The organism is Flaviflexus ciconiae (assembly GCF_003971195.1).
GTDB lineage: Bacteria > Actinomycetota > Actinomycetes > Actinomycetales > Actinomycetaceae > Flaviflexus > Flaviflexus ciconiae.
Genome location: NZ_CP034593.1, coordinates 1,760,072 through 1,783,632 on the forward strand (window position 1 = coordinate 1,760,072; position 23,561 = coordinate 1,783,632).

Consider the following 23,561-nt stretch of genomic DNA (forward strand, 5'->3'; position numbering starts at 1 on the left):
TGATCGATGGCAAGTCGAACCAGCTCGGGATCCATTTTTGATTCCCGTGCCATTGTCGCAACCGATCCGCCGCGGCGTAGCGCCCTCAAGACTCGCGACATTAGAACAGCGAGCCGATCTGGAAGACCGCGACGGCAAGGAGCCAGGCGAGTGCTAACTGGGCGACAAAGGCAGCAAAGGTTAGTTTTCCTCCGAGCACTCGCTTCTGTTCCGCAAGGGTCGCCGCGCATGGGGTGTAGGCCAGAACGAATACCAGGAACGCAATAGCTGCGGCCCCGCCGTGACCGCCGGAGGACTCGTCGAAGTCGGCACGGAGCCTGGCACCAAGATCCGAGCCTTCGGCGTCCGCATAGTCGTTCTCGGCCGGCTCGTCCACCTGATATGACTGGGCGAGGGCCGCGACAACGGTTTCTTTCGCAACAAAGCCCGTCATCAGAGCTGCGGTTGCATGCCAGTCGTCAAAGCCTGCTGGAGCAAACACGGGTGAGACCGATTCGGCGATCTCCGCGTACAGGGAATCCTCGACGGGAACATCGGCGATGTCGTGGCCGCCTCGCACCGGGATTGCCATGAGGCACCACATGAGAGTGAGCATGATGACGATCGTGACACCCGCCCCCTTGAGGAAGGCGAGCGCGCGCCGTCCCGCAATGAGAAGAACGGTTGAGACGCCGGGACGCTGGTAGGACGGGAGAACAAGGAACAGCGGATCCGCGCTACTCGTGTCTTTGAAAATCAGTCGCAGCAGAAGACCGCCGGCAATAACAAGCAGAACCGAGCCCACATACATGCCGAACACAACCGTGCCCGCGTGATCGGGGAAGAAGGCCGCCGCAATGAGGATATAGACGGTAAGCCTGGCCGCACATGACGTGAGCGGAACGAGCAGGGCCGTGACGGTGCGGTGCGCAGCATTCGGGAGACTCTTCGTGGCCGCGAGCGCCGGCAGGTTACAACCAAACCCCACGATCAGTGGCAGGACCGCACGACCATCGAGTCCAATCGCTCGCATCAGCCGGTCGGCAAGTAGTGCCGCACGCGCCAGGTACCCCGAGTCCTCGAGCAGAGCGAGCGCAAGGAACATGATGAACATGAGTGGGACGAACGACAGAACAACGCCGATACCGGCAAGAACACCGTCAATGAGAAGGGATTCGACCCAGCTTCCCGACAGGCCCACGAGACCTGTCAGCCACAGGGCGCCGTCGGTGACGGGTCCGGCGACGAACCCTTCCGCCCATTCCATGACCGGGGCTGCAACTGCCGTTGTGGCCTGAAACAGCGCCCACAGCACACCGAGCAGGACGGCGAGACCAGCGACCGGGTTGAGAAGGACGCGGTCAACCTTGTCCGAGAAGGTTGTTTCCACCCGCCGGCTCCCCGCACCGACTTGCGCCGAAACATCCTCGACCCAGTCGAATACGTCGTCCGCTTCGACCATGCGGTCCACGAGCGAATCGGAATCCTTGACCGGGTCATTGCAGCATTGCCCGCCGTGCGCGCAATTGCAGGCACCCGGCCCTCTGAGAAGAGGTTGCGTACCGAGTGCTTTAACAACTGTATCTGCGAGTACCTCTAGGCCCCTCCCGTGGCGCGGATCAACGTCAACAACGGGAACACTTAGCACCTTCGAAAGAACGGTACTGTCGACGGTGACGCCCTCGGCGCGTGCCACGTCCGTCATGGTCACCGCAACAACGGTGGGAAGACCCGTCTTCGACACCTGGCCAAGCAGGTAGAGAGAACGCTGTAGCGCGGTTGCATCGAGAACGGCGACAACCAGATCCGGCTTCTTCGAACCCTCGATCTCGCCGGTCAGCAGTTCGGTCACCACTTCTTCATCAGCAGAACGAGCAAGGAGTGAATATGTTCCGGGTGAGTCAATCAGGGTCAGTTCCCTGCCGCCGCCACTCCATCCGCCGCTCGACAGATCCACCGTGGTTCCCGGAGCATTACGGATCGTCTGGTGAGCACCCGTCAACTTATTGAACAGCGTCGATTTACCGACGTTCGGGTTGCCAACAAGAACAATTGTTGGGCTATCAACGAGAACGGTCCCGCGATTATCGCTCGGTTCGCAGTGTGAGCAACTCACGATAGCGCTCCCTCAACATCGAGGGGTTCAACGATCATGCGACGCACCGAGGTTCGATCAAGCGCCAGGCGGCTTCCCGACACATCGAGGACCGTTCCACCAAAGAGTGTCCGCTGAGTGACTCGGACAATTGCTCCGGGACGTAGCCCGAGCTCCTTCGCGCGGAGAGATCCTGTGGGAAAGTCTGTCGACACCAGACGCGCCGCCCTGCCAAGCGGCCAAGCACTCAAATTCATAACCCCAATTTAGGATCGCCTAACCAAACATTCCCGGGACCTAGGTCTGAAATGTCCGACTACTTTCCCTTGATGTGTCGCCGAAAAACACCAATAAAAGAGCGATTCCAGAGTACGGCAAACCAACGGCAGTAGTTTTACTTGGAGCGCTCGTTCGTCACCAGTCGGTCAAGGGGCGGAGTCGTTGTGACTCCGCCCCTCGCCCACCGAAAATTTGGTTATCGTCGGACCCGGGCAGAACCGCCCTGGGCCAAGCGAACAACCTCGTCCTTTGTGGCCATGGAAGTGTCACCCGGTGTGGTCATAGCGAGCGCACCGTGCGCGGCCCCGTAGTTAACCGCCCGCTCGATCCCTTCGCCTTCAAGCAGTCCGTAGATCAGGCCGGAGGCAAACGAATCTCCGCCACCAACGCGGTCAAAGATCTCCATATCGGGACGGTGAATTGCTTCAACAAACCCGTCTTCCTCAGACCAGGCGACTGCGCCCCAGTCGTTGATGGAGGCTGACTTGACGCCGCGCATTGTTGTTCCGACTGCCTTGAAGTTAGGGAACTCCTTGATGGCATTCTGGATCATGGCGTGGAAAGAAGAGACTTCAAGTTCGGTTAGGTTCTCGTCGACGCCCTCGATCTCAAGACCGAGGCAAGCAGTGAAGTCTTCCTCATTACCAATCATGACGTCAATGTAGGGGGCGATAGCTCGGTTAACTTCCTGAGCCCGCGCTTTTCCTCCGATCGATGACCATAGTGAGGGCCGGTAATTCAGGTCATAAGAGATGATCGTGCCGTGGCGGCGCGCCGCCTGCACTGCCTCAAGAACGACATCCGCGGTCGTATCGGAGAGCGCCGCAAAGATTCCTCCGGTATGGAACCATCGCGAGCCAAGCTCACCGAAAATATGATCCCAGTCGATGTCCCCGGCCTTGAGTTGCGAGGCGGCCGTGTAACCGCGGTCAGAGACACCAACGGCACCTCTCACACCAAAACCACGCTCGGTGAAGTTCAGGCCATTTCGGCTTGCACGGCCCAGTCCATCATCTTCTCTCCACTTAATGAGGGAAGAGTCTACTCCGCCCTGGAGAATAAAATCTTCGATGAGGCGACCCACTCCGTTGTCAACGAGGGAGGTCACAATACCGGAACGCTTACGGAAGCAACGGCGCATGCCGCGGGCGACGTTATATTCACCGCCGCCTTCCCACACTGTAAAGTTTCGCGTTGTGGTAATCCGGGCATCGCCTGGATCAAGTCGGAGCATTACTTCTCCGAGGGAGAGAATGTCGTACTGGACGCTGTCTTCGGGTCTCAGTTCAATGGTCATGGCTTATTCCTTTCTCAGTTCTTGGGCAAGGGAAACCGCCTCACGACAGAGCTCCGTAATCTCGTCGAACTCTTCTGCGGCAATCTTCTTCTGTGGCACCATCCACGAACCACCGACGGCCAGGATTTGCGGCAATGCAAGATATTCCGCCAGATTTGCAGCTGAGATTCCACCGGTCGGGATGAATCGGAGACCACCGAATGGGCCACCGTATGCCTTGATTGCCGATGCCCCACCATTTGCCTCAGCGGGGAAGAACTTGAGCGTATCGAGCCCAAGCTTAATTGCTGCCATCATTTCCGTTGCCGACGTGGTTCCCGGGAAAACTGGGACGCCACGCTGCTGACAGAATTCAACGACCTCGGCGCTAAATCCTGGAAGGACAATAAATTGTGCCCCTGCCGCCAGTGCTCGCTCAGCCTGCTCAACACTTATAACGGTACCTGCGCCTACAAGCATGTCCTTGTTTTGTGCCATGGCTTGGATCGCCTCAGCAGCAGCTTCCGTGCGGAACGTAACTTCCGCGATGGGAAGCCCTCCCCTCACCATCGCATCTGCTAGCCCCGGCGCGTGCCGAGCGTCATCGATGACAACGACCGGGACGAGCCCCACACGTTCAAATTCTTCTTCAATCGACATTCTATGTACCTCATTTGCTCTGACATACTTCGTACTTGTCCCGTGACAGGCCTCCGGCTTTATCGCACAACGCTCCCGTTCACGGGAACTCCGTCTTGAGCCTCCAGGACGGCCAGCTGGTCGCGGGTCGGGAGACCTTCCCAGTCACCTTCAGATCCGACGATGATCCTGCCGAGAAGGTGCGCACGCGTCAGTCGCTCCATCGCTCCAAGCCCGTCGAGCACTCCCGAAAGATAACCGGAAACAAATGCGTCACCTGCTCCGATCGGATCTACTGCCCTAACAAGCCGGTTGGGGCACTCCACCATGCCTTCAGCACTAAGTACCCGCGCAAGGTCGGATTCCTTCCAAACAATTTCGCGCGCCCCGCTGGCCAAGACTGCCGACATTGCTTCTAGCGGGTCGTGCTGACCCGTGACTATCGCAAGTTCACCGGTTCCACCAATGACGATGTCGGCAAGCGAAGCTAACTCCGTGAGGACAGGAGCGGCTTCATCCCTACCCCAAAGTCTGCCCCGGAAGTTGACGTCGAAAGCCACCGTGATGCCAGCTTCGCGAGCAGCGTCCACCGCGAAGCGAATCGACTCTGCAGCAGCTTTACCGAGCGCGGGTGTTATCCCTGTGACGTGGAGGATTCGAGGACCTTTGGCAATTGCTCCGCTGATCTGTTCCTGTGAAATGATCCGTCCAGCAGATCCCGAGCGATGATAGTCAACACTCTTTGTTTCTGGGCCGATAACTCGAGAAACGAGTAGGCCTGTCGGTTCGGGCCTCTTGACCACGTGACTGACATCCACACCCTCGCCGCGGAGAGTCTTAATAATTCCCTGTCCGAAAGTGTCGTTCCCGACGCTACCCACCCAGGCAACGGCATGTTCGAGCCGTGCAAGCCCAATTGCCACGTTCCCTTCGGCCCCGGCTAGAGACGGGGTCACGGTTGTCCCGACCCCGAACTGGCCAGAGAATCGAAGTGTGCCCATGACTTCACCGATAGTCACAACATCCGGTTTCATTGCTTTCCTCTGCTGCTGGGCATGATGCGGGAGGCGCCAAAAGCCGACACCCTCGATGATCGAGAATGCATCATGCTTGATTGTTTATTACCGCGTAAAGGCGGCTACGCCGCGGGCCCAAGAATCAACGAAAGCTTTCGCCTTCTGGGTGAGTCCAGTCCAGTCCCCTGCTCGCACCGCATCTTCACTAACCAACGAGGAGCCCACTCCCACACCGAGGCATCCGAGTGCCGCGTAAGCCTCCGCTTCCGCTACCCCAACTCCTCCTGTGGGGACGAGTGGAACATCGGGCATTGGGTCCTTGACCGCCTTAATGTATGAGGGGCCACCCACGGTGCCAACGGGAAACACCTTGACGCCCGCAACAGCGGGATGTCGGTAGGCTGTCTCAATTTCTGTGGGGCTGAGAGCACCAGGATAGGCAACTATTGATGCTTGCTCCGCCACGTCCAAGACGTCATGGTCAATAGTCGGGGTAACGAAAAACCTCGCCCCAGCATCCCTGGCAGCTTCAGCACCGGCATGGTCGCGGACAGTACCCGCACCAACCGTGATTAGCTCGCTGCCTGACCAGCGTCGGATCAGGTCCAGGGAGCCCGGCGTGGGAAGAGTGACCTCAATTTGATCAACGCCTCCCTCGGCCATTGCTTCCATGAGCTCATCGGGCGGTGCTATATCTCGAAGCCGAATAATTGCAATAATCATCGCTCTGTCCCTTCCGAACCTTCATCCTTCCGAGCATCTCCCGGGGCATCCGACCTAGCATCGTTTACACCATCAGCGCCATTTTCAAGAGATTCCGAGTTTGTCGACGGACCAGAATCTGCATCATTCACGAAGCCCGAAGCTCGTTCCTGTGCTGTCCTATCATCCTGCTCAGCATGGGCGTCAGCCTGCTTGTCCTCATCAGTATTGGCCGCAGCGACACTAACCGTTTCCTCTTCCGTTACATCGCTTCCACGACGCTTGGAAATAAGGGTCGAGATGACGGGGAAGAGAAGCAGAAGCAGCGTGAGAACGATAAGGACTGCCGAAATTGGGCGGGTGAAGAACTGGGTTATATCCCAGTCGGTCTTGATAACCGACGACATGAAGTTGCTCTCCACGATCGGGCCCAGCACGATGCCAAGAACAACGGGCGCAAGTGGTATCCCAAATCGCTCAAAGAGGACACCTAAGACACCGAACACGAGGACAATGATGATCTCGAGATATCCGTTGTTAATGGCGTAGGCACCAACAACGGAGACGGCGACAATCATCGCCATGAGAACTGGCCTTGGGATTCGCAGGATCGAGGTAGCTCCCCGGATAAGGAGGAAGCCAAAGGGCAGGAGCAGAATATTCGCGATGATGAAAACAAGGTAAATCGAGAACAGAGTCGAGGTATCACCCGTGAATAGCATGGGGCCAGGCTCGACACCCTTGATGACGAGAACACCAATAAGAATTGCAGTAATGGTGTCACCCGGAATACCAAAGGCGAGTGTCGGAATAAATGCTGAGCCGAGGGCAGCATTGTTCGCCGATGCAGCACCAGCAATTGGCTCAAGCGATCCCTTGCCGTACTCGTTACGCTTCTTCGAGGTGGACTTCGATACCGCATAGGAAATCCAGGCGGCGATATCTGCGCCGGCTCCCGGGAGAACACCAACGGACGCTCCGACCGCCGACCCTTGAGCAACCTTGCCCTTGTTACGGCCTATTTCACGGAACGATTCCCGCACCATCCCCTTGGTCTTCACGCGGGGGAGCTTGCGGATTTTCTCTGTCGGTGTCGTCACATTGCGAAGAACCTCGGACAGACCAAAGAGACCGATCATCGCGGGAATGAAGTCGATCCCACGGTAGAGCTCATCTACGCCGAACGTGAAGCGCGGCTGACCGAGAGTAACATCCAGCCCCACGGTAGAAATCAAGAGTCCGAACAGCAGAGCAAGCGCGCCCTTGACCTGCGTCCCTCGCGAGATGATCACGGCAGCAGTCAAACCAAGAACAGCGACCCAGAAGTACTCGAACGACGAGAAGTTCATAGCGAACCGACCGAGTGCCTGCGCAAGGAAGATCAGGATGATGGAGCCCACAAGGCCACCGATTGAAGAGGCGATGAGCGAGACACCGAGAGCAATTGCTCCCTTGCCCTTCTGAGTCAGAGCATAGGCATCTTCCACATAGGCTGCCGACGACGGTGTACCCGGCATACGCAACAATGCCCCAGGAATATCGCCAGCGAAGATTGCCATGGCAGACATCGAAATAATCGCACCGATGGCGGGAACCGGGTCAAGGAAGAACGTAAACGGAATAAGGAGCGCAGCACCCAATGTTGCTGTCAGGCCAGGGATGGCTCCGATAACGAGACCGAACGCTCCTGCCAAGGCGACCACGATAATATTCATCGGGTCGGAGAATACGAGCTCGAAAGCTCCGAGAATGCTTTCACCCATCATGTTAGAACCCCAGAATTCCATTGGGGAGCTGAACGAGCAGCCCCTTCTCGAATACGAGGTACAGGACGATTGTGAAGGCCGCCGAGTAAATTGCAGCCATCAACACCTTCTCCCGCAGGACAACCATGATCGCGAATAGAACAGCGAACAGGGTGATGATGAAACCGAGAGTATCGGCCAGGAAAATATAGGCGAGAATGCCTGCGACAACCACCAGGCCATTGAAAAGAAGGCGCCCAGGAGACTCTGCAACGAGCGCGTATGCGCCGCCCTCTCCCCCTGTCTGGACTTCGTGGCTCTGCTCGTATTCCTCTGCGGATAGAACCTCGACATCCGCGTCATCTGCTGCGGGAGCCTTGCCGCGTACACCTTGGAAGAGGAGGACTGCACCGAAGATGATGAGGAGCCAACCAATAAGCGTCGGGAAAAGTCCAGGCCCCATTTGGCCAGTGTTCAGTAGCTTCATGCCGGAGGCATAAATGATAATCGCGATCCCGCCGACAATAACGATGGCGGCGAGGACGATATCCGGAATGGATCTCTGTCTCTCTAAAGTTGAATTGTTCTCTGGCGTGGTCATCTGCGTCCTTGCCTTCTCACACGGTCTTTTAATGATGGTGCGGTACCGGCAAACGCGGGTACCGCACCATCTTTGTTTCGTTAGCGTTGGCTACTCGGTCAGTCCAGCTTCGGACATGACAGTCCCCATGGACTCGTCGTAGTCGGCCATGAACTGCGTAAACTCCTCGGTATCGCGGTAGACAATCGAGAATGCAGCTGCGGACATGGTCTCCTTGAAGGCGTCACCTTCGACGATGCCTGAAATGTAGCAATCAAGCTCTTCGACAATATTCTCGTCGGTGCCGGTCGGGACGACAATGCCACGCCAGGTACCACCGATGTAGTCGTTGCCGGTCGAGCTGAGAAGCGGAACGTCCGGGTAAGCAGAGTCCGGCTCTTCACCCATAATGGCGAGCGTACGAACTTCGCCGGCATCGATCATCGTGCGAACCTCACCGATCGAGGAGGTCACGATGAAGTCAACACCACCCGATACGAGCTCCTGAAGTGCAGGAGCTGCACCATCAGAGGGAACCCATGTCACGGCATCAATCGGAATATCGTCACCCATCAGCATGCCAAGCATGGCAAGGTGCCCAATACCGCCCTGGGCCGTACCCGAGGAGGTCAGTTCGCCTGGGTTCTCCTCAATGTAGGCAAGGAGATCCTCGATCGTCTCAAACTCCGAGTCAGCCGCGACGGTAACAGCAGCCTGGTCTGCATTGACCTGGGAAACTGCCTGCAGGTCTTCAGCTGACAGATCTGTCAGACCCTGCCAGTGCATCATGCCGATCTCAGCCGTTACGAGACCCATCGACGAGCCATCATTCGGGGCATCCGCCATGGCCGAGTGGCCAATGACGCCGCCACCACCAGTGCGATTAACAACGTTGACCTGGACACCGAGGTCATCCGAGAGCTCAGCGGCAAGCGATCGTGCCACCTGGTCGGTACCACCACCGGCCGACCACGGAACGATTAGTTCAACCGGACCGCTCGGGTAATCGGGCGCGACGTTACACACATCGTCAGTGTCCCCACCGTTTCCGTTGCCCTCTGCACCCTCATCCGAATCATTCGAGCAAGCGGCGAGAGTCATCGAAAGTGCGACAAGCGACACAACTCCCATGTTCCTAAGTTTTGAAATTTGCATAGTTCAACCCTTCCAATACACATCCTTGTGAACCGTTGACCCTAAGCCTGGCATAGGTTCTTCAGGAATTTAAGTCAAAATCTGTGCAAATCCTGCATACGCATTATTTGATTTCGCAATAACGTTGTAAACTCCATGTGAACTGAGACATGGGGGTAGGGATGGCAGCGATTGATAGAATTGACTGGCTCGAGACATTTATCGCGGTTTCAGACTTTCAATCATTCTCCCGTGCCGCGCACTCCCTGCATTGCAGTCAGTCCCGGGTAAGCGTCCATATTGCAGAGCTTGAAAAGGCCGTGAGACATAAGCTCGTTAACAGGTCATGCAACCCCATCGAGCTGACGGAAGCAGGCATTGTTTTTCTCGATCACGCTCGCCGTGCCATCAAGAATCTCAATGAGGCGATCGACGAGATGGATCAGCTCAATCTCGAGGTGCGAGGCCACTTCACCATCGGCACAGTCCCCTCCATTTCGGCAATGTTCCTTCCCCAGGTATTGCGGGCATTGAAAGACAAATATCCTCGGATCCGAGTCGACATCACTGAGCGCACAACCGACGTTCTCTTGGACAACCTCCTCGATGGCGTTGTCGACCTTGCTATTCGCGTTGACAGTGCAACGACCAGCACAGAAAGTAGTTCAATTGAACCCCTCTGGGGCGAGCCAATACTCGCGGTCTTCCCCAAGGACCACCCTCTCGCGGCGACGAAGGGAAGCATTCATCCGGACGAACTCAACCAGTTTGAAGTCGGCACAACCGGTGCCCCCGGGATAGGTATCGACCGCGATATGAGAAGTCGGTTCGACATGTGGGGAGTCTCGGGACCGCGCTCCAATTATTTCACCGAGCAACCCCAGACACTATTCAACATGGCGAAGGCGGGGATCCTCATCCCCATCATTAATCTCCTGGCCTACGAATCATGCGATCACCGCGGTCTTACCTATCGCGTTATCAATGACGAGCTAGCGGCACGCCGGGTCTTCCTCCAATGGAATCCCGCACGTCCCTTCAATGCCGCCATGCAGGCATTTATCGACATTGTTTACGAGACCCAATTACCCGACGGAACCGTTCCAATCACCCACTCCGATCTATAGAAGATGCACCAATGCAAAGCAATGCGCCCCTCACGTTGAGGGGCGCACAGCTTGAATATTGATTAGCCGACTATCGCGATAGTCGGTCGAAGATTAGTCCTCTTCGTAGGAGCAGATGGCGTCAACCTTCTTAGCGGAGTTCGAGGTCTCGTCGAACTCGTAGTTGAGGAACTCCTTGGCCAGGCGGCGTGCGAGCTCCTTACCGATGACGCGCTCACCGAGGCACAGGACCTGTGCGTTGTTCGACAGCACGAGACGCTCAACGGAGAACGAGTCGTGTGCGGTCGAGGCACGAATACCCTTGACCTTGTTCGCTGCGATCGCAACGCCCATGCCCGTCCCGCAAACGAAGATGCCGCGGTCGGCCTTGCCTTCAGCAATCATGCGTGCCGCGTCGACTGCGACGTGCGGGTAGTCGATGTCCTCACCCTGCTTGACGCCGGCGTCGATGACTTCGTCGACCCGGGGATCTGCCTCGAGGTCGGCCTTGATTGCATCCTTATAATTCACACCGGCAATGTCACCGGCGACTACAACGCGAAAACCCATGGTGTCTTCCTTTCAGATCAACTGCGACAGCTTGAACGCATGGCACACGGGTACCCGACGCGGAAGTCTTTCCGCGATATCAGGTCCGCCTGCAAGCAACGTTTTCCGTCCTCTTGGCCGCCCGGCGATCCACGTTCGCGAACCCCCGGGTTGCTAGTTCCCAGGTTACCGCCTTTACCCCGTCGCAGGTCCAGAGCTATCCGCAAAACCCGCTTAAAGCTGAAGAACCGTGGCCCCACACGGGATAACGTGCAGGGCCACGAGCACGTGAAGGGGATCCGCTCAGGAGAAGTAGCGAGATTCCCGCTTCGGGGTGCGGATAGATGCTTTAGACCTCGTCAGGAGCCTCGTTCGAAACCGCTGCGCGGCCCGCCTCGAGGCGTGCCACGGGGACGCGGAACGGGGAGCAGGACACGTAGTCGAGCCCAACCGAATGGAAGAAGTGGATTGACTGCGGATCTCCACCGTGCTCGCCACAGACACCGCACTGGATCTCCGGCTTCACCGAGCGAGCATTCTTCATGCCGATGGAGACAAGCTTGCCAACACCGCGAGTGTCGATCGACTCGAACGGCGATACACCGAAGACGCCGAGATCGAAGTACTCGTTGAAGAATGTTGCTTCCACGTCGTCACGGGAGAAGCCCCACGCGGTCTGCGTCAGGTCATTTGTGCCGAACGAGAAGAAGTCAGCCTCTTCGGTGAGCGAATCGGCGGTGATTGCCGCGCGAGGAAGCTCAATCATGGCACCAACGGGAATGTCGAGCTTAACGCCACGATCCTCTTCGACCTTCGCGATGATCTCCACAGCATCCTCACGGATGATCTGGAGCTCGCGGACGGAGCCAACGAGCGGAACCATAATCTCCGGCTTCGGATCGCCCCCGGCCTCAATGCGGTCGGCCGCAGCTTCGGCAATGGCGCGGATCTGAAGTCCAAACAGTCCCCGAAGCTTCAGACCAAGGCGGACACCACGCAGACCCAGCATGGGGTTCTGTTCATGATTCTCGCGGACGGTCTCAAGAAGCTTCTTCTCCTCTGCCGTAACCCCTTCGCCCTGCGCTTCCTTGACGGCAAGCTTGACCGACAGTTCCGTGAGGTCCGGAAGGAACTCGTGGAGCGGTGGGTCAATGAGACGGACCGTGGTGGGCAGACCATTCATCGCTTCGAAGATACCAACGAAGTCGCCACGCTGGAGCGGGCCGAGAGCATCGAATGCTTCTTCCTGCTCCTCTCCCGAATCAGCAAGAATGACCTTTTCGATGAGCTGGCGGCGGTCGCCAAGGAACATGTGCTCGGTGCGGCACAATCCAATACCGGTGGCGCCAAAGGCGCGTGCCCGAGCAGCATCCTCCGGAGCGTCCGCATTCGCACGGACCGTCAGGCGGGCCCGCTTATCGGCGTGCGTGAGCAGCAGGTGGACCGAGGTAACAAGTTCCTTCGTCGCCTCATCCTGGGCGGCCGCTAGACCAGCATCCAGGCCCTGCTCAATGTAGATCGTGACCGGCGACGGAACAACGGGGACCTCCCCGAGGAAGACTTCACCGGACGTGCCATCGATCGCGATAACGTCACCGGCCTTGAGAACGCGGTCAGAGCCGCGCACCGTGAGCGTTCCTTCGGCGGCATTCACCTGCAGGGCTTCGGCGCCGACAACACAGCAACGGCCCATGCCGCGGGCAACCACGGCAGCGTGGGAGGTCTTACCACCGCGCGCGGTAAGAATGCCGGAAGCAACAACCATGCCCTCGAGGTCATCAGGGTTCGTTTCCCTGCGGACCAGGATGACATCCGCGCCAGCGTTGGTGCGCTCAACGGCCTGCGCATTCGAGAACACGATCTCGCCAACGGCGGCACCCGGGGACGCCGCCATACCCTTCGTCAGGACCGTCTTGTCGGCCTCGTCATCGAACTGCGGGAAGAGAAGCTGGGTGAGTTGCTCGCCGTTCACGCGGGTTAGGGCCTCATCGCGAGTGATCAGGCGCTCCTCAACAAGCTGAGCCGCGATCTTGAAGGCCGCGGACGCCGTCCTCTTACCAACGCGCGTCTGCAGAAGCCAGAGCTTACCCTCCTCAACCGTGAACTCGATGTCGCACATGTCGCGGTAGTGGGTTTCCAGCGTGTGCATCGTGTCGAGCAGTTCGTCGTACGACTTCTTGTCGAGTTGCTCGAGATCCTCGAGAGCCAGGGTGTTGCGGATACCGGCAACGACATCCTCACCCTGTGCGTTAACGAGGTAGTCGCCATAAATGCCGGAGTGCCCCGAAGAGGGGTCGCGGGTGAAGCAGACACCGGTTCCCGACTTGTCACCCATGTTGCCGAACACCATCGCCTGCACGTTGACGGCAGTGCCAAGGTCGTGGGGGATGCGCTCGCGGCGGCGGTAGATTAGTGCGCGGTCCGTATTCCAGGAGCGGAACACGGCCTCAACGGCACCGTCGAGCTGTTCGCGGGGATCCTGCGGGAAGGGATTACCGGTTTCGCGCTCAACGATTGCCTTGAACTCATCAACAAGCTCCTTGAGAGCTTCGACATCTAGCTCGGTATCATGCGTGATTCCACGCGACTCCTTCGCAGCATCGAGGGCATCCGAGAAGTAGTCACCGTCGATGTCGAGAACGGTCTTGCCGAACATCTGGATCAGGCGCCGATAGGAGTCCCACGCGAAGCGCGGATTACCGGAACGCTCGGCGAGGCCGTGAATAGATTCGTCGTTCAGGCCAATGTTGAGGACCGTCTCCATCATGCCCGGCATGGAGAACTTGGCGCCGGAACGGACGGACACAAGAAGCGGATTTTCGGCCTCCCCGAGCTTCTTACCCATATCCATTTCCATTTGGCGCAGTGCGGTGGTCACCTCCACCTGCAGAGAATCGGGGGAATAGCCATACTGCAGATATGTCTGGCAGGCTTCCGTTGAAATTGTGAACCCTGGGGGTACAGGAATTCCGAGCTTCATCATCTCTGCGAGGTTGGCACCCTTACCGCCCAGCAGATCCTTCATGTCTTTATCACCTTCGGTGAAGGCGTAGACGTACTTGGTCATCAGTTTCCTCCGTTGGACCCTGTCCGTAATGTGTATTACGTCACGAATCAAGTTAACACCTTGGTCCCATTCAGTGAGCGACCAAGGTCCCACCATCCGTCTCTCCATTATGTTCCAACGGAACGTGACATGCATGACATATGGCAGATATGCTGAAAACTCCACGGCAGGAGGCAAAAAAGGGCATGTTCTCATTTCTCACGCGCTCCTGGTGGGTGCCTTTCCTCGGAGGCATAGCCGCCATCGTCTTCGGTGTCCTGGCAATTGCCATGCCCGCGATCACGCTCCGCACCCTTATCATCGCTTTCGCCATCTTCCTGCTCGTCCAGGGCGGTTTTCTCATTTACGTCGGGCTCAAGAAGTACGAAGACGCTAAGGGCACCGCAATCACTTTCGCCGGAGTCATACTCGGAGTCGTCGGAATATGGACCTTAGTAGCGACAGATACTGCGGCCTCGCTCCTGATCATCATCATGGGAGCCTGGGCGCTGGCCCTCGGCCTCTGGACCCTCATTTCGGCCTTCTCCATCAAATCATTGACCGAGAAGTGGTGGCTCCCCGCCCTCGGCGGAATCCTTCTTGTCATCGCCGGCATTCTCGTCATTGCCCAACCGTGGACCGGTATCGCCGCCATTGCCATCACCATCGGTATCGGCTCCATCTCCTGGGGTGCGCTCCTCACCTGGATCGGCTGGACCCTGCGGTCCATCGCACCACCGGAAGAACCCGAGCCCCGTTAGGCAAGCACGCAAGCATGCAAGGCCTCGAACGGGACGCGAGGCTTCGACCGACGTAGCGTTGGACGGAAGACGCGTTGAGAGGAAGACCCGTTGAGAGGAAGACCCGTTGAGCGGAAGACGCGTTGAACGGGGCTCAAGCCCCTCCCAACGCGTTCAGAACGTCACCGGGAAATAGAGCTAGCGAGCGTCGACGACCACCCCCTTATCAACACCCCGATCCTCTGGTCTTTAGTGCGATCTCTAGTGCAGGCCGACGATCTCTCCGTCCACTACATCAATATCGAGTGCCGCTGGCCGCTTGGACAACCCCGGCATGGTCATGATCGAGCCCGCAATGAGCACCACGAATCCTGCACCGGCCGAGAGCCTGACCTCACGGATCGGTAGCGTGTGCCCGGTGGGTGCGCCAAGCATTTTCTCCGAGGCGAATGAGTACTGGCTTTTGGCAATGCAGACGGGGAGGTGACCGTAGCCCCTTTCCTCCAGGCGCAAGATCTCCTTCTTTGCCGAGGCCGTCCACGTGACTCCGCCAGCCCGATAAACCCGGGTGGCAACGTTCAGGGCCTTCTCTTGGAGCCCTGCCTCATCGGGATAGCAGAACGTTGTCCGGCTCGGGGTCTTGAGTTCTTCCAGAACGGCCCGAGCAAGGTCGGTGGCGCCCTCTCCCCCATTCGCAAAGTGCGAGCTTGTCACAGCATGGACGCCAAGCGGGGCAAGAGCCTGCTTAACCGCCTCGATCTCCACTTCCGTGTCGGTGGCAAACTCGTTGAGGGCAACAAGAACCGACTGACCAAACACTCCTTGGAGGTTCTCGACGTGACGGACCAGGTTAACGATTCCCGCACGCAGAGCATCAACGTTTTCTTCCGCTAACTCCGCCAGCGGAACACCGCCGTGGTATTTGAGGGCGCGGACGGTTGCGACAACCACGGAAAGATCCGGTCGTAGCCCAGACTGGCGACACTTTATGTCAATGAACTTCTCCGCCCCAAGATCTGCCCCGAAGCCCGCTTCAGTGATCGCAATTGTGCCCGTGGCCAAGGCTGCCCTCGTCGCGATAATGCTGTTGCATCCGTGAGCAATATTCGCGAACGGTCCGCCGTGCACAAAAGCGGGGGTTCCCTCCAGGGTCTGAACGAGATTTGGTGCAAGTGCCGAGGCCAGAATCGCGGTGAGTGAGCCCTGCACCCCGAGGTCAGCAACGGTGGCTTCTCCACCATCAAACCGGTCCCCAATAACGATCCGGGCGAGCCGGTCCTTCAGGTCGTCGGGGGACTCCGCCAGGCACAGGACAGCCATAATCTGGCTGGCAGCCGTAATGTCGAAACCGGTTTCTCTCACGACGCCGTTTGCTCGGCCCCCGAGCGAGGTAATGATTGTGCGGAGCGTCCGGTCGTTAACGTCGATTGCACGGCGAAGCCCGACGGCCCGCGGATCAATCCCCAGTTCGTTACCGTGATGGATGTGGTTATCGACGAGGGCAACAAGAAGATTGTTGGCCTCCGCGATTGCCGCAAAGTCTCCCGTAAAGTGCAGGTTGATATCGGTCTCGGGAACCAGCAACGCCTTACCACCCCCGGTCGCCCCTCCTTTCATCCCGAACACGGGACCCATGGACGGCTCCCTCAGTGCAAGAACGGCTTCTTCGCCAATTCTTCTGAGCCCGTCCGCCAAGCCAATCGATGTTGTCGTCTTTCCTTCCCCGGCGGGCGTTGGCGACATTGCCGTCACCAGCACAAGCTTCGAGTCGTTTTCGGGGCGGGACGACAGCCAGTCCAGGTCGACTTTGGCCTTGTCGTGGCCGTATCGGAGAAGAGCATCATCGGGGATGTTGAGTGATGCGGCGACGGCTGAAATCGGGTGAGAAGTACGCGTCATGATTTCAGAATATGCTGTCAAACCCCACCTACCGTGCGGTAATCAGACCCTCTTTGCACCAGTTCAGTCTCCACCCGCAGCAGCGCAATCCGGAACAGGAAAATACCTCAGAACTATCCCACATGAAGCTCTCAACATCTATTGCTTACCTAGCAGGCTAACAAGGTCTTGCTCCTTCCAACGCGCCGTCTTTCATCCTGTGCGATCAGGGAACAACGGTCCCAGACTAGGCAACGGCGGAGTAACACGGGGTCAATAGTTTTATCGGGTACGCCGAAGGGGAGAAGAATTGTTTCTTCTCCCTTCGGTTACATTATTCAGTCAGGCTCTGGGCCCGCTACCTGCCGGTGTTACTGCTGTGGGCCGGTTTCCAGTGCGGTGTCGTCGAGTTCATCGACGGCCTGATCAATTTCGGCTTCCTTATCAGCCTCGACATCATCACCTTCGAACGTGAACGACATCGGAATGTTCTCCTTGTCGACGTCCACGCGGATGGTCTGGCCAGCCTTGAGGTCGCCGAACAGGATCTTCTCAGACAGTGCGTCCTCGATCTCTCGCTGGATTGCACGACGCAGCGGGCGAGCACCCAGAACCGGGTCGTAGCCGCGCTCTGCAAGGAGCTCCTTGGCATCCTGAGAGATCTCGATCTTCATCTCCTGGACCGCGAGGCGTTCTGCCAGCTGCGCAATCATGAGGTCGACGATCTTGAGGACCTCGTCCTGCGTGAGCTGCGGGAAGACGATGGTCTCGTCAACACGGTTGAGGAACTCGGGCCGGAAGTGCTGCTTCAGCTCGTCATTCACCTTCGACTTCATTCGCTCGTAGGACGTGCCGGTGTCGCCGACCACCTGGAAACCGGTGTTCTGTGCGCGGGCAATGTCCTTCGTGCCGAGGTTCGTCGTCATGATGATGACCGTGTTCTTGAAGTCAACAACGCGTCCCTGCGAGTCCGTGAGGCGACCCTCTTCGAGGATCTGCAGGAGCGAGTTGAACAGGTCCTGGTGAGCCTTCTCCACCTCGTCAAACAGGATGACGGAGAACGGGCGACGGCGAACCTTCTCGGTCAGCTGTCCACCATCCTCGTATCCGACGTAGCCGGGAGGGGCACCGAAGAGGCGGGAAACGGTGTGCTTCTCCGCGTACTCCGACATGTCGAGCGTGATGAGTGCTTCCTCATCGCCGAACAGGAACTCGGCGAGCGCCTTTGCCAGCTCAGTCTTACCAACACCGGTCGGGCCGGCGAAGATGAACGAACCGCCGGGGCGCTTCGGGTCCTTAAGACCTGCACGAGTGCGTCGCATTGCCTGGGACAGGGACTTGATTGCCTCGTCCTGGCCAACGATCCGCTTGTGCAGCTCGTCCTCCATGCGGAGCAACTTCTGCGACTCTTCCTCGGTGAGCTTGAAGACGGGGATACCGGTGGACATAGCGAGTACCTCTGAAATGAGGTCTTCGTCGACGACGGACACCTGGTCCATGTCGCCCGCTTTCCATGCTTTATCCTTCTCGGCACGCTCCTCGGCGAGGCGCTGTTCCTTGTCGCGGAGCGCGGCAGCCTTCTCGAAGTCCTGGCCATCGATCGCGGATTCCTTCTGCTTGCGAACGTCGGCGATCTTCTCGTCGAGCTCACGAAGCTCCGGCGGCGCCGTCATCTTCCGAATCGCGAGGCGGGCACCGGCCTCATCAATCAGGTCAATGGCCTTATCCGGCAGGAAACGGTCGTTCACGTAGCGATCCGAGAGGGTCGCCGCTGCCTCGATCGCGTCGTCCGTAATGGTGACACGGTGGAAAGCCTCGTAGCGGTCGCGGAGCCCGCGAAGGATGTCGGCGGTCTGCTCGACGGTCGGCTGATCCACCTGGATGGGCTGGAAGCGACGCTCAAGTGCCGCGTCCTTTTCAATGTGCTTACGATACTCGTCGAGAGTCGTGGCACCGATGATCTGGAGCTCGCCACGAGCCATCATGGGCTTCAGTAGCGAAGCCGCGTCGAGCGCGCCCTCTGCGGCGCCGGCGCCAACCATGGTGTGAACCTCGTCGATGAAGAGGATGATGTCACCGCGGGTGTTGACTTCCTTCAGGATCTTCTTAAGGCGCTCCTCGAAGTCACCGCGGTAGCGGGAGCCGGCAACGAGCGAACCCATGTCGAGCGCGTACAGCTGCTTGTCACGGAGGGTCTCCGGGACATCTCCCGAGGAAATCGACTGGGCAAGGCCCTCGACAACGGCGGTCTTACCAACGCCGGGCTCGCCAATGAGAACGGGGTTGTTCTTCGTGCGGCGGGACAGCACCTGCATGACTCGCTCAGTCTCGGTGTTGCGTCCGATAACGGGATCCAGCTTGCGTTCCCTCGCGGCCTGCGTGAGGTTACGGCCAAACTGGTCAAGAACGGTCGAACCGGCCTTCTGGCCCTCGCGGGGGCCGGTGCCAGCTCCGACGGGTTCCTTGCCCTGGTAGCCGCTCATGAGCTGGTTAACCTGCTGGCGTACCCGTCCAAGGTCGGCACCGAGCTTGACGAGAACCTTCGCGGCAACGCCATCCTGCTCGCGGAGCAGGCCGAGGAGGAGGTGCTCGGTTCCGATGTAGGAGTGCCCAAGCTGCAGGCCCTCCCTCAGGGCATACTCAAGAACCTTCTTCGCACGCGGCGTGAAGGGAATGTGGCCGGAGGGGTTTTCGTTCCCCTCGCCAATAATGTCAATGACCTGGACGCGTACATCGTCCAGGGAAATGTCGAGGGCCTCCAGGGCCTTCGCTGCGACACCCTCACCCTCACGAATGAGGCCGAGCAGAATGTGCTCCGTGCCCAGGTACTTGTGCTTGAGGTTGCGAGCCTCATCCTGAGCCAGCACGATTACGCGCCGCGCACGGTCAGTAAACCGTTCGAACATTGCGCCTCCTTTAATAGCTTCACCTACTCTAACGAAAGGATCCGGAGGCCTATGCCTGTGTTCGCCGCTGGCGTTAGCAGACGGAAGTTAACATTCCCACCAGAGAGTAAACGGCCCGTCATTGACGGACTCCACCGCCATCATTGCCCCGAATACTCCCGTTTCGACGGTGAGCCCATGGTCGGTGCGCAGGCGCTCGGCAACCTTCTCGTACATCGGCTCGGCAACATCACCGGGCGCAGCATGCGACCAGGAGGGTCGCCGGCCCTTCCGGATATCCCCGTAGAGGGTGAACTGGGAGACAAGAAGAACGGGGAGCCCCGCCTCCGCGACGCTTCTGTCTTCAAAGATCCGCTGGTCCGCGATCTTGCGCGCGGTTAGCTCGATCTCCCGATCCCCATCATCGGGCTTTACCCCAAGGAGCACGAGAAGACCCCGATCAATCGACGACACGGTGATTCCGTCAACTGACACGCTCGCGCTGGTGACCCGGGAAATAACGGCGCGCACTACCAGGACCCCCTGCCGCTATTGCCTCTGCCGCGCCCATTGCCGCGGCGGGGTAGTTCATCCAGCTTTGGCTTGATCGAACCCAGGTAGTAGACGACCAGGACGAAACAGGCGAGGGAGATGATGAAGCCGAAGGGAATTCTGGTCGTCAGCAGACCGGCGCGGAAAGCGCCAGCAGCGATCAGCAGGAGCACCCACTGCCACTTGCCCATCGTTCCCGCCCAGTCAAAGGCGGCCTTCTGCCGCGTGGCGGCATCAATTATCGCCCACAGGAACAGGGCGAGGATGAAGTAGTTGAAGAGAAGACCGGGGCTCATGATGGGAGACGGCGTACCTTCGGGCGCTCGTACGACAGTTCCGTACGACCGTCGGGGTTGACGATCACTTCGGCTAGGGCAGGCACCCCGTCAACGGTCAGTTCCGCATCAACCGGAGTGTTCCTCTTGAGAAGACCGAGGGCAACCGGCCCCTCGTCCATGTCCCGTCCCGAGCTGGTCACTGTGCCGACAACCTTCTCACCCATGAGAATCTCGGTGCCGGGACCCGGCAAGCGCTCCTCCGAACCATCGAGCTGAAGCAGGACAGCTCGGCGGGGCGGGCGCCCGAGATTCACGGTGCGAGCGATCGCTTCCTGCCCGCGATAGCAGCCCTTGTTCAGGTGAACGGCAGAGCGGAGCCAGTCCCACTCGTGCGGAAGCGACTTCTCGTCCCTATCAAGTGCGGGCCGGGGGCGCAGGTCAACGATCCGCTGGGCCTCCCAGGCCAGCATTCCCGCCATCTTCCCACCCCACTCATCGAGGGCCTCCGACTTCTCGGCGGTGGGAACTAGCGCGATAAAGCGCTTGCGACCAAACGCGGGATGTTCCTCAGCAGGAACGCCGTAGGCAACGGAATCGGCCGGCACGTTCGGCCAGGGGTCCTGCCACGTAATAACCGCGCGCGGCACCGCGAATTCGCCGATGCCACCGAGCAGGGAAAGATCGTCCCGGAGAGTTACTTCCACGCGGAGCATGAACCTCATCTTTTGGAGGAACTCTGCGAGTTCCTCCCCCTGGCCAACATCGGCGATGAGGAAGAGCGTCTCGCCATCATCAACGACGGCCGCGGGAACCTGAATCCGTCCCTCGGCGGTCAGCAGGATGAGCTCGGTCGAAACACCCGGCTCAAGATTCATGATGTGCTGAGTCGTCAGGTTATGCACCCACGACAGACGGTCGGGGCCCGTGACCGTGACGACGCACATGTGGGAGAGATCAACGAGTGCCTCCCCCGCCATCAGCGCCCGTTGCTCGCGAGCAGGAGATCCGTAGTGTGCCGGGACAGCATCATCAATGCCGTCGCCCAGGACAGCTCCGGGAAGTTCTGCAGGAATCAATTGTTCTCCCTCACCTTGCTGAGACGACCTGCCGCGTACGACTGCATCTCTTCACCGAACGCCGACATGTCGTAGGCGAACAGTAGATCGGAATCGACCATCGCAACCTGGAGCTGGCTAGCATCAACATGCGCACCGGTCGCGGAACGGACGATCGTGTCTGATACGAGGTTCATTCGAGGGGCCTTCACAACACCAACAAAAAGTGTTGCTCGCCCATCGGGGGATGCGATCATTGCCTCGAGCTCCCCCTCCTTCTCCGGTGACTGACGCAGGAAGCCGGTAAATGCCTGCCATAGGCGCTCCTCGGTCAGCTGAGCAACACCCTGATCTCCGGGGAGCTCCATATCGACCTTCTCGATCGATTCGTTGGCCAGGTACCAGGTTCCGTTAACCGTCAGGTACGGGCCACCATTGTTGAACACCTCGAGCTCGCAAATCATGGGTGCCTGCTCAATACCGGGGTAGCCGATCGAGCCGTAGCCCCGCCACGTTCCAACGAGCCACGCCATCGGATACGTCTCGGGTGCCAGATTCTCCGGAATTTCAAACATGTCCTAAGCCTAGCGAACCGGGCACACGGGCGAAACGTGACAAATGCGGCTCGGGGTCCCAACATCCCAATCCATGCCGGTGGACTCATGCCACATGAACTGAGCTTTACGGACAGATCCGCAAGGATCTCTGCGGCCCGATCAGGCCAGAATGAGGGTCAGCGTGTAAGCCACAACCGCACCCGCACAGAGCGGCACCATGGCGAGCGCAAACCCGGGCCTGCGGCGCGTGGCGGGCGGTAGCCTGCGAAGGATCGAATCAAACATCGCAAGGATTGCGCCCGCGGCCAAACCGGTGAGCCCCGCCGCGTACCAGGCCAGGTCCGCGAAGAGCATGAAGAGCAAGCCGCCAAGAAATCCGCCCACCATGTAGACGACGTGGCGAAGGTGTCGAAGAGAATGCGGGATCAGCATCTCCAGCAGGGTGGCGACTGCAATGGCGATAAGGACAACCTGAATGGCATCCACGCCATCGCTTTCAACGAGCAGGGACCTCGTCCACAGCCCCGCCATCAACGCCAGCATCGAGCCCGAGACGGTACCGGAGATCTGTTCGAGCAGGCGGGGCCTGCCATCCTTTCTCGCCATCTCAGCCACAAAGCCCGCGATCACGACAAAGCCGGCCAGGAACGTGAGTTCCCTGATTGTCAGGAAGTAGGCGACGAACGCGGTCGCGATTGCGGTGCCGACAATAACCCTGCGGGCGGTACCCGGGTTGGGCAGCTCGATAAGGAAGGACCAGCCGAATGCGAGAAACATGCCAATGAGGCCGCTGGCGACCGCCATCGCCTCCGCTCCGAGAGCCGAAGCCCCGAACAGAACACCCGCACCGACGATCGTTGTCAGGGCTCGAGCGTTCGCACTCATCCGCGTTTCAATTCCAAAGGCCACGTTCCGATCTTGCCATGATTGGGCCACGTAACCACGTTAAACGGCCAGGATCACGCTCCCCAGATAGGTCGCATTCGCCCCCGACCTGCAAATACGTGCATGGTTACCAAAAAGTAGTTGCACGGAAGAGAGATCGTTCTGGTGATCGGGGTAACAGATTGACGAATCGGTGAAAGACGGTAAGAATGGTGTCACGGCACCGGATCGCGAAAGCCCCGGGCTCCAACTATTGCCACTACGAGTGGCCTTCGCGCCGACAGGCGCTATCCGGTTCGGTGTCGCACAGTTAGCGCCGACTCTGTCGGCGCTAACTTATTTTCTTCTTCGGACATCCGCTCTAAACGCACGGGACGTGCGATTATGGCCTTTCAGTTGCTCATCACCGTTGCGCGCGTGAGAGAATGAACGGGCACAATGAGAAGGAGCAAATATGTCCGTTGATCGGGTTACAGCTGCCGTCGACGACATCCTGTCGAGGATCTATTCCGGTGAATTTAGCGTCGATGAGCCACTGCCCCGGAGGCGGATCTCGCTACGCTCCTTGAGGTTTCCCGTCCCACC

The 23,561-nt window shown here is 58.7% G+C and carries 20 protein-coding genes; 2 read left to right on the forward strand and 18 right to left on the reverse strand.

All coding sequences use genetic code 11. The features are described from left to right. Positions 1–100 precede the first annotated feature (100 nt). From feoB to EJ997_RS07770, 9 genes are all read right to left on the reverse strand, one after another. Complete coding sequence (feoB, locus tag EJ997_RS07730) at positions 101–2,095, reverse strand: ferrous iron transport protein B (RefSeq protein ID WP_126704042.1); 1,995 nt, start codon at positions 2,093–2,095, stop codon at positions 101–103. After that, positions 2,092–2,331, reverse strand: a complete 240-nt coding sequence (locus tag EJ997_RS07735) for a FeoA family protein (RefSeq protein WP_126704043.1) — start codon at positions 2,329–2,331, stop codon at positions 2,092–2,094. The genes feoB and EJ997_RS07735 overlap by 4 nt, the downstream gene beginning before the upstream one ends. Before the next feature lie 218 nt (positions 2,332–2,549). After that, a complete protein-coding gene (locus tag EJ997_RS07740; RefSeq protein WP_126704044.1) occupies positions 2,550–3,650 on the reverse strand; it encodes a sugar kinase in 1,101 nt (366 codons plus the stop codon). Between the two features lie 3 nt (positions 3,651–3,653). Then, a complete protein-coding gene (gene eda / locus EJ997_RS07745) occupies positions 3,654–4,289 on the reverse strand; it encodes a bifunctional 4-hydroxy-2-oxoglutarate aldolase/2-dehydro-3-deoxy-phosphogluconate aldolase (RefSeq protein ID WP_126704045.1) in 636 nt (211 codons plus the stop codon). 59 nt (positions 4,290–4,348) lie between these two features. Then, the gene (locus EJ997_RS07750; protein WP_126704046.1) at positions 4,349–5,302 is read right to left on the reverse strand and encodes a sugar kinase; all 954 of its coding nucleotides are present in this window, start codon (positions 5,300–5,302) and stop codon (positions 4,349–4,351) included. 87 nt (positions 5,303–5,389) lie between these two features. Further along, entirely contained in the window at positions 5,390–6,007 is a 618-nt protein-coding gene (locus tag EJ997_RS07755) for a bifunctional 4-hydroxy-2-oxoglutarate aldolase/2-dehydro-3-deoxy-phosphogluconate aldolase (RefSeq protein ID WP_126704047.1), read from the reverse strand. Continuing rightward, positions 6,004–7,752 carry a tripartite tricarboxylate transporter permease gene (locus EJ997_RS07760; protein ID WP_206501606.1) on the reverse strand — a complete coding sequence of 583 codons (1,749 nt, stop codon included), beginning with the start codon at positions 7,750–7,752 and terminating at the stop codon, positions 6,004–6,006. The genes EJ997_RS07755 and EJ997_RS07760 overlap by 4 nt, the downstream gene beginning before the upstream one ends. A 1-nt stretch (position 7,753) precedes the next feature. Continuing rightward, positions 7,754–8,332: a tripartite tricarboxylate transporter TctB family protein gene (locus EJ997_RS07765; RefSeq protein WP_126704048.1), complete on the reverse strand. Its 579-nt coding sequence runs from the start codon at positions 8,330–8,332 to the stop codon at positions 7,754–7,756. A 90-nt stretch (positions 8,333–8,422) separates the two neighbouring features. Beyond that, positions 8,423–9,442: a tripartite tricarboxylate transporter substrate binding protein gene (locus EJ997_RS07770; protein ID WP_164719881.1), complete on the reverse strand. Its 1,020-nt coding sequence runs from the start codon at positions 9,440–9,442 to the stop codon at positions 8,423–8,425. Positions 9,443–9,627: 185 nt separating this feature from the next. Between EJ997_RS07770 and EJ997_RS07775 the strand changes: the two genes are divergently transcribed. Then, positions 9,628–10,572, forward strand: coding sequence for a LysR family transcriptional regulator (locus EJ997_RS07775; RefSeq protein WP_164719883.1), 945 nt, complete (start codon positions 9,628–9,630; stop codon positions 10,570–10,572). Positions 10,573–10,665: 93 nt separating this feature from the next. Here the strand turns inward: EJ997_RS07775 and EJ997_RS07780 are convergent, their stop codons facing one another. Continuing rightward, on the reverse strand, positions 10,666–11,121 hold the full coding sequence (locus EJ997_RS07780) for a ribose-5-phosphate isomerase (RefSeq protein ID WP_126704051.1): 456 nt from the start codon (positions 11,119–11,121) through the stop codon (positions 10,666–10,668). Positions 11,122–11,449: 328 nt separating this feature from the next. Continuing rightward, a complete protein-coding gene (ppdK, locus tag EJ997_RS07785) occupies positions 11,450–14,167 on the reverse strand; it encodes a pyruvate, phosphate dikinase (protein ID WP_126704052.1) in 2,718 nt (905 codons plus the stop codon). 185 nt (positions 14,168–14,352) lie between these two features. Here ppdK and EJ997_RS07790 point away from each other — a divergent pair, with 185 nt between their 5' ends. Beyond that, positions 14,353–14,907, forward strand: a complete 555-nt coding sequence (locus EJ997_RS07790) for an HdeD family acid-resistance protein (RefSeq protein WP_164719884.1) — start codon at positions 14,353–14,355, stop codon at positions 14,905–14,907. A 240-nt stretch (positions 14,908–15,147) separates the two neighbouring features. Here the strand turns inward: EJ997_RS07790 and EJ997_RS07795 are convergent, their stop codons facing one another. The 7 genes from EJ997_RS07795 to EJ997_RS07825 form a co-directional block, all read right to left on the reverse strand. Then, complete coding sequence (locus EJ997_RS07795; RefSeq protein ID WP_126704054.1) at positions 15,148–16,785, reverse strand: formate--tetrahydrofolate ligase; 1,638 nt, start codon at positions 16,783–16,785, stop codon at positions 15,148–15,150. Positions 16,786–17,135: 350 nt separating this feature from the next. After that, positions 17,136–19,670, reverse strand: a complete 2,535-nt coding sequence (locus tag EJ997_RS07800; RefSeq protein ID WP_126704055.1) for an ATP-dependent Clp protease ATP-binding subunit — start codon at positions 19,668–19,670, stop codon at positions 17,136–17,138. 87 nt (positions 19,671–19,757) lie between these two features. Continuing rightward, positions 19,758–20,180 carry a D-aminoacyl-tRNA deacylase gene (gene dtd / locus EJ997_RS07805; protein WP_126704056.1) on the reverse strand — a complete coding sequence of 141 codons (423 nt, stop codon included), beginning with the start codon at positions 20,178–20,180 and terminating at the stop codon, positions 19,758–19,760. Beyond that, a complete protein-coding gene (locus EJ997_RS07810) occupies positions 20,180–20,497 on the reverse strand; it encodes a DUF2516 family protein (RefSeq protein ID WP_126704057.1) in 318 nt (105 codons plus the stop codon). The genes dtd and EJ997_RS07810 overlap by 1 nt, the downstream gene beginning before the upstream one ends. Further along, positions 20,494–21,555 carry a CAF17-like 4Fe-4S cluster assembly/insertion protein YgfZ gene (gene ygfZ, locus EJ997_RS07815; protein ID WP_228201427.1) on the reverse strand — a complete coding sequence of 354 codons (1,062 nt, stop codon included), beginning with the start codon at positions 21,553–21,555 and terminating at the stop codon, positions 20,494–20,496. The genes EJ997_RS07810 and ygfZ overlap by 4 nt, the downstream gene beginning before the upstream one ends. After that, complete coding sequence (locus EJ997_RS07820; RefSeq protein ID WP_126704058.1) at positions 21,552–22,109, reverse strand: FABP family protein; 558 nt, start codon at positions 22,107–22,109, stop codon at positions 21,552–21,554. The genes ygfZ and EJ997_RS07820 overlap by 4 nt, the downstream gene beginning before the upstream one ends. A gap of 141 nt (positions 22,110–22,250) precedes the next feature. Next, entirely contained in the window at positions 22,251–23,000 is a 750-nt protein-coding gene (locus EJ997_RS07825) for a hypothetical protein (protein ID WP_126704059.1), read from the reverse strand. Positions 23,001–23,561: the final 561 nt, after the last annotated feature.

Excerpts from the sequence above, each read along its gene's own strand:
- EJ997_RS07735 (WP_126704043.1), bottom strand. The coding sequence starts at position 2,331 with ATGAATTTGAGTGCTTGGCCGCTTGGCAGGGCGGCGCGTCTGGTGTCG.
- EJ997_RS07740 (WP_126704044.1), bottom strand. The coding sequence starts at position 3,650 with ATGACCATTGAACTGAGACCCGAAGACAGCGTCCAGTACGACATTCTC.
- eda (WP_126704045.1), bottom strand. The coding sequence starts at position 4,289 with ATGTCGATTGAAGAAGAATTTGAACGTGTGGGGCTCGTCCCGGTCGTT.
- EJ997_RS07750 (WP_126704046.1), bottom strand. The coding sequence starts at position 5,302 with ATGAAACCGGATGTTGTGACTATCGGTGAAGTCATGGGCACACTTCGA.
- EJ997_RS07755 (WP_126704047.1), bottom strand. The coding sequence starts at position 6,007 with ATGATTATTGCAATTATTCGGCTTCGAGATATAGCACCGCCCGATGAG.
- EJ997_RS07760 (WP_206501606.1), bottom strand. The coding sequence starts at position 7,752 with ATGATGGGTGAAAGCATTCTCGGAGCTTTCGAGCTCGTATTCTCCGAC.
- EJ997_RS07765 (WP_126704048.1), bottom strand. The coding sequence starts at position 8,332 with ATGACCACGCCAGAGAACAATTCAACTTTAGAGAGACAGAGATCCATT.
- EJ997_RS07770 (WP_164719881.1), bottom strand. The coding sequence starts at position 9,442 with ATGGGAGTTGTGTCGCTTGTCGCACTTTCGATGACTCTCGCCGCTTGC.
- EJ997_RS07775 (WP_164719883.1), top strand. The coding sequence starts at position 9,628 with ATGGCAGCGATTGATAGAATTGACTGGCTCGAGACATTTATCGCGGTT.
- EJ997_RS07780 (WP_126704051.1), bottom strand. The coding sequence starts at position 11,121 with ATGGGTTTTCGCGTTGTAGTCGCCGGTGACATTGCCGGTGTGAATTAT.
- ppdK (WP_126704052.1), bottom strand. The coding sequence starts at position 14,167 with ATGACCAAGTACGTCTACGCCTTCACCGAAGGTGATAAAGACATGAAG.
- EJ997_RS07790 (WP_164719884.1), top strand. The coding sequence starts at position 14,353 with ATGTTCTCATTTCTCACGCGCTCCTGGTGGGTGCCTTTCCTCGGAGGC.
- EJ997_RS07795 (WP_126704054.1), bottom strand. The coding sequence starts at position 16,785 with ATGACGCGTACTTCTCACCCGATTTCAGCCGTCGCCGCATCACTCAAC.
- EJ997_RS07800 (WP_126704055.1), bottom strand. The coding sequence starts at position 19,670 with ATGTTCGAACGGTTTACTGACCGTGCGCGGCGCGTAATCGTGCTGGCT.
- EJ997_RS07810 (WP_126704057.1), bottom strand. The coding sequence starts at position 20,497 with ATGAGCCCCGGTCTTCTCTTCAACTACTTCATCCTCGCCCTGTTCCTG.
- EJ997_RS07820 (WP_126704058.1), bottom strand. The coding sequence starts at position 22,109 with ATGTTTGAAATTCCGGAGAATCTGGCACCCGAGACGTATCCGATGGCG.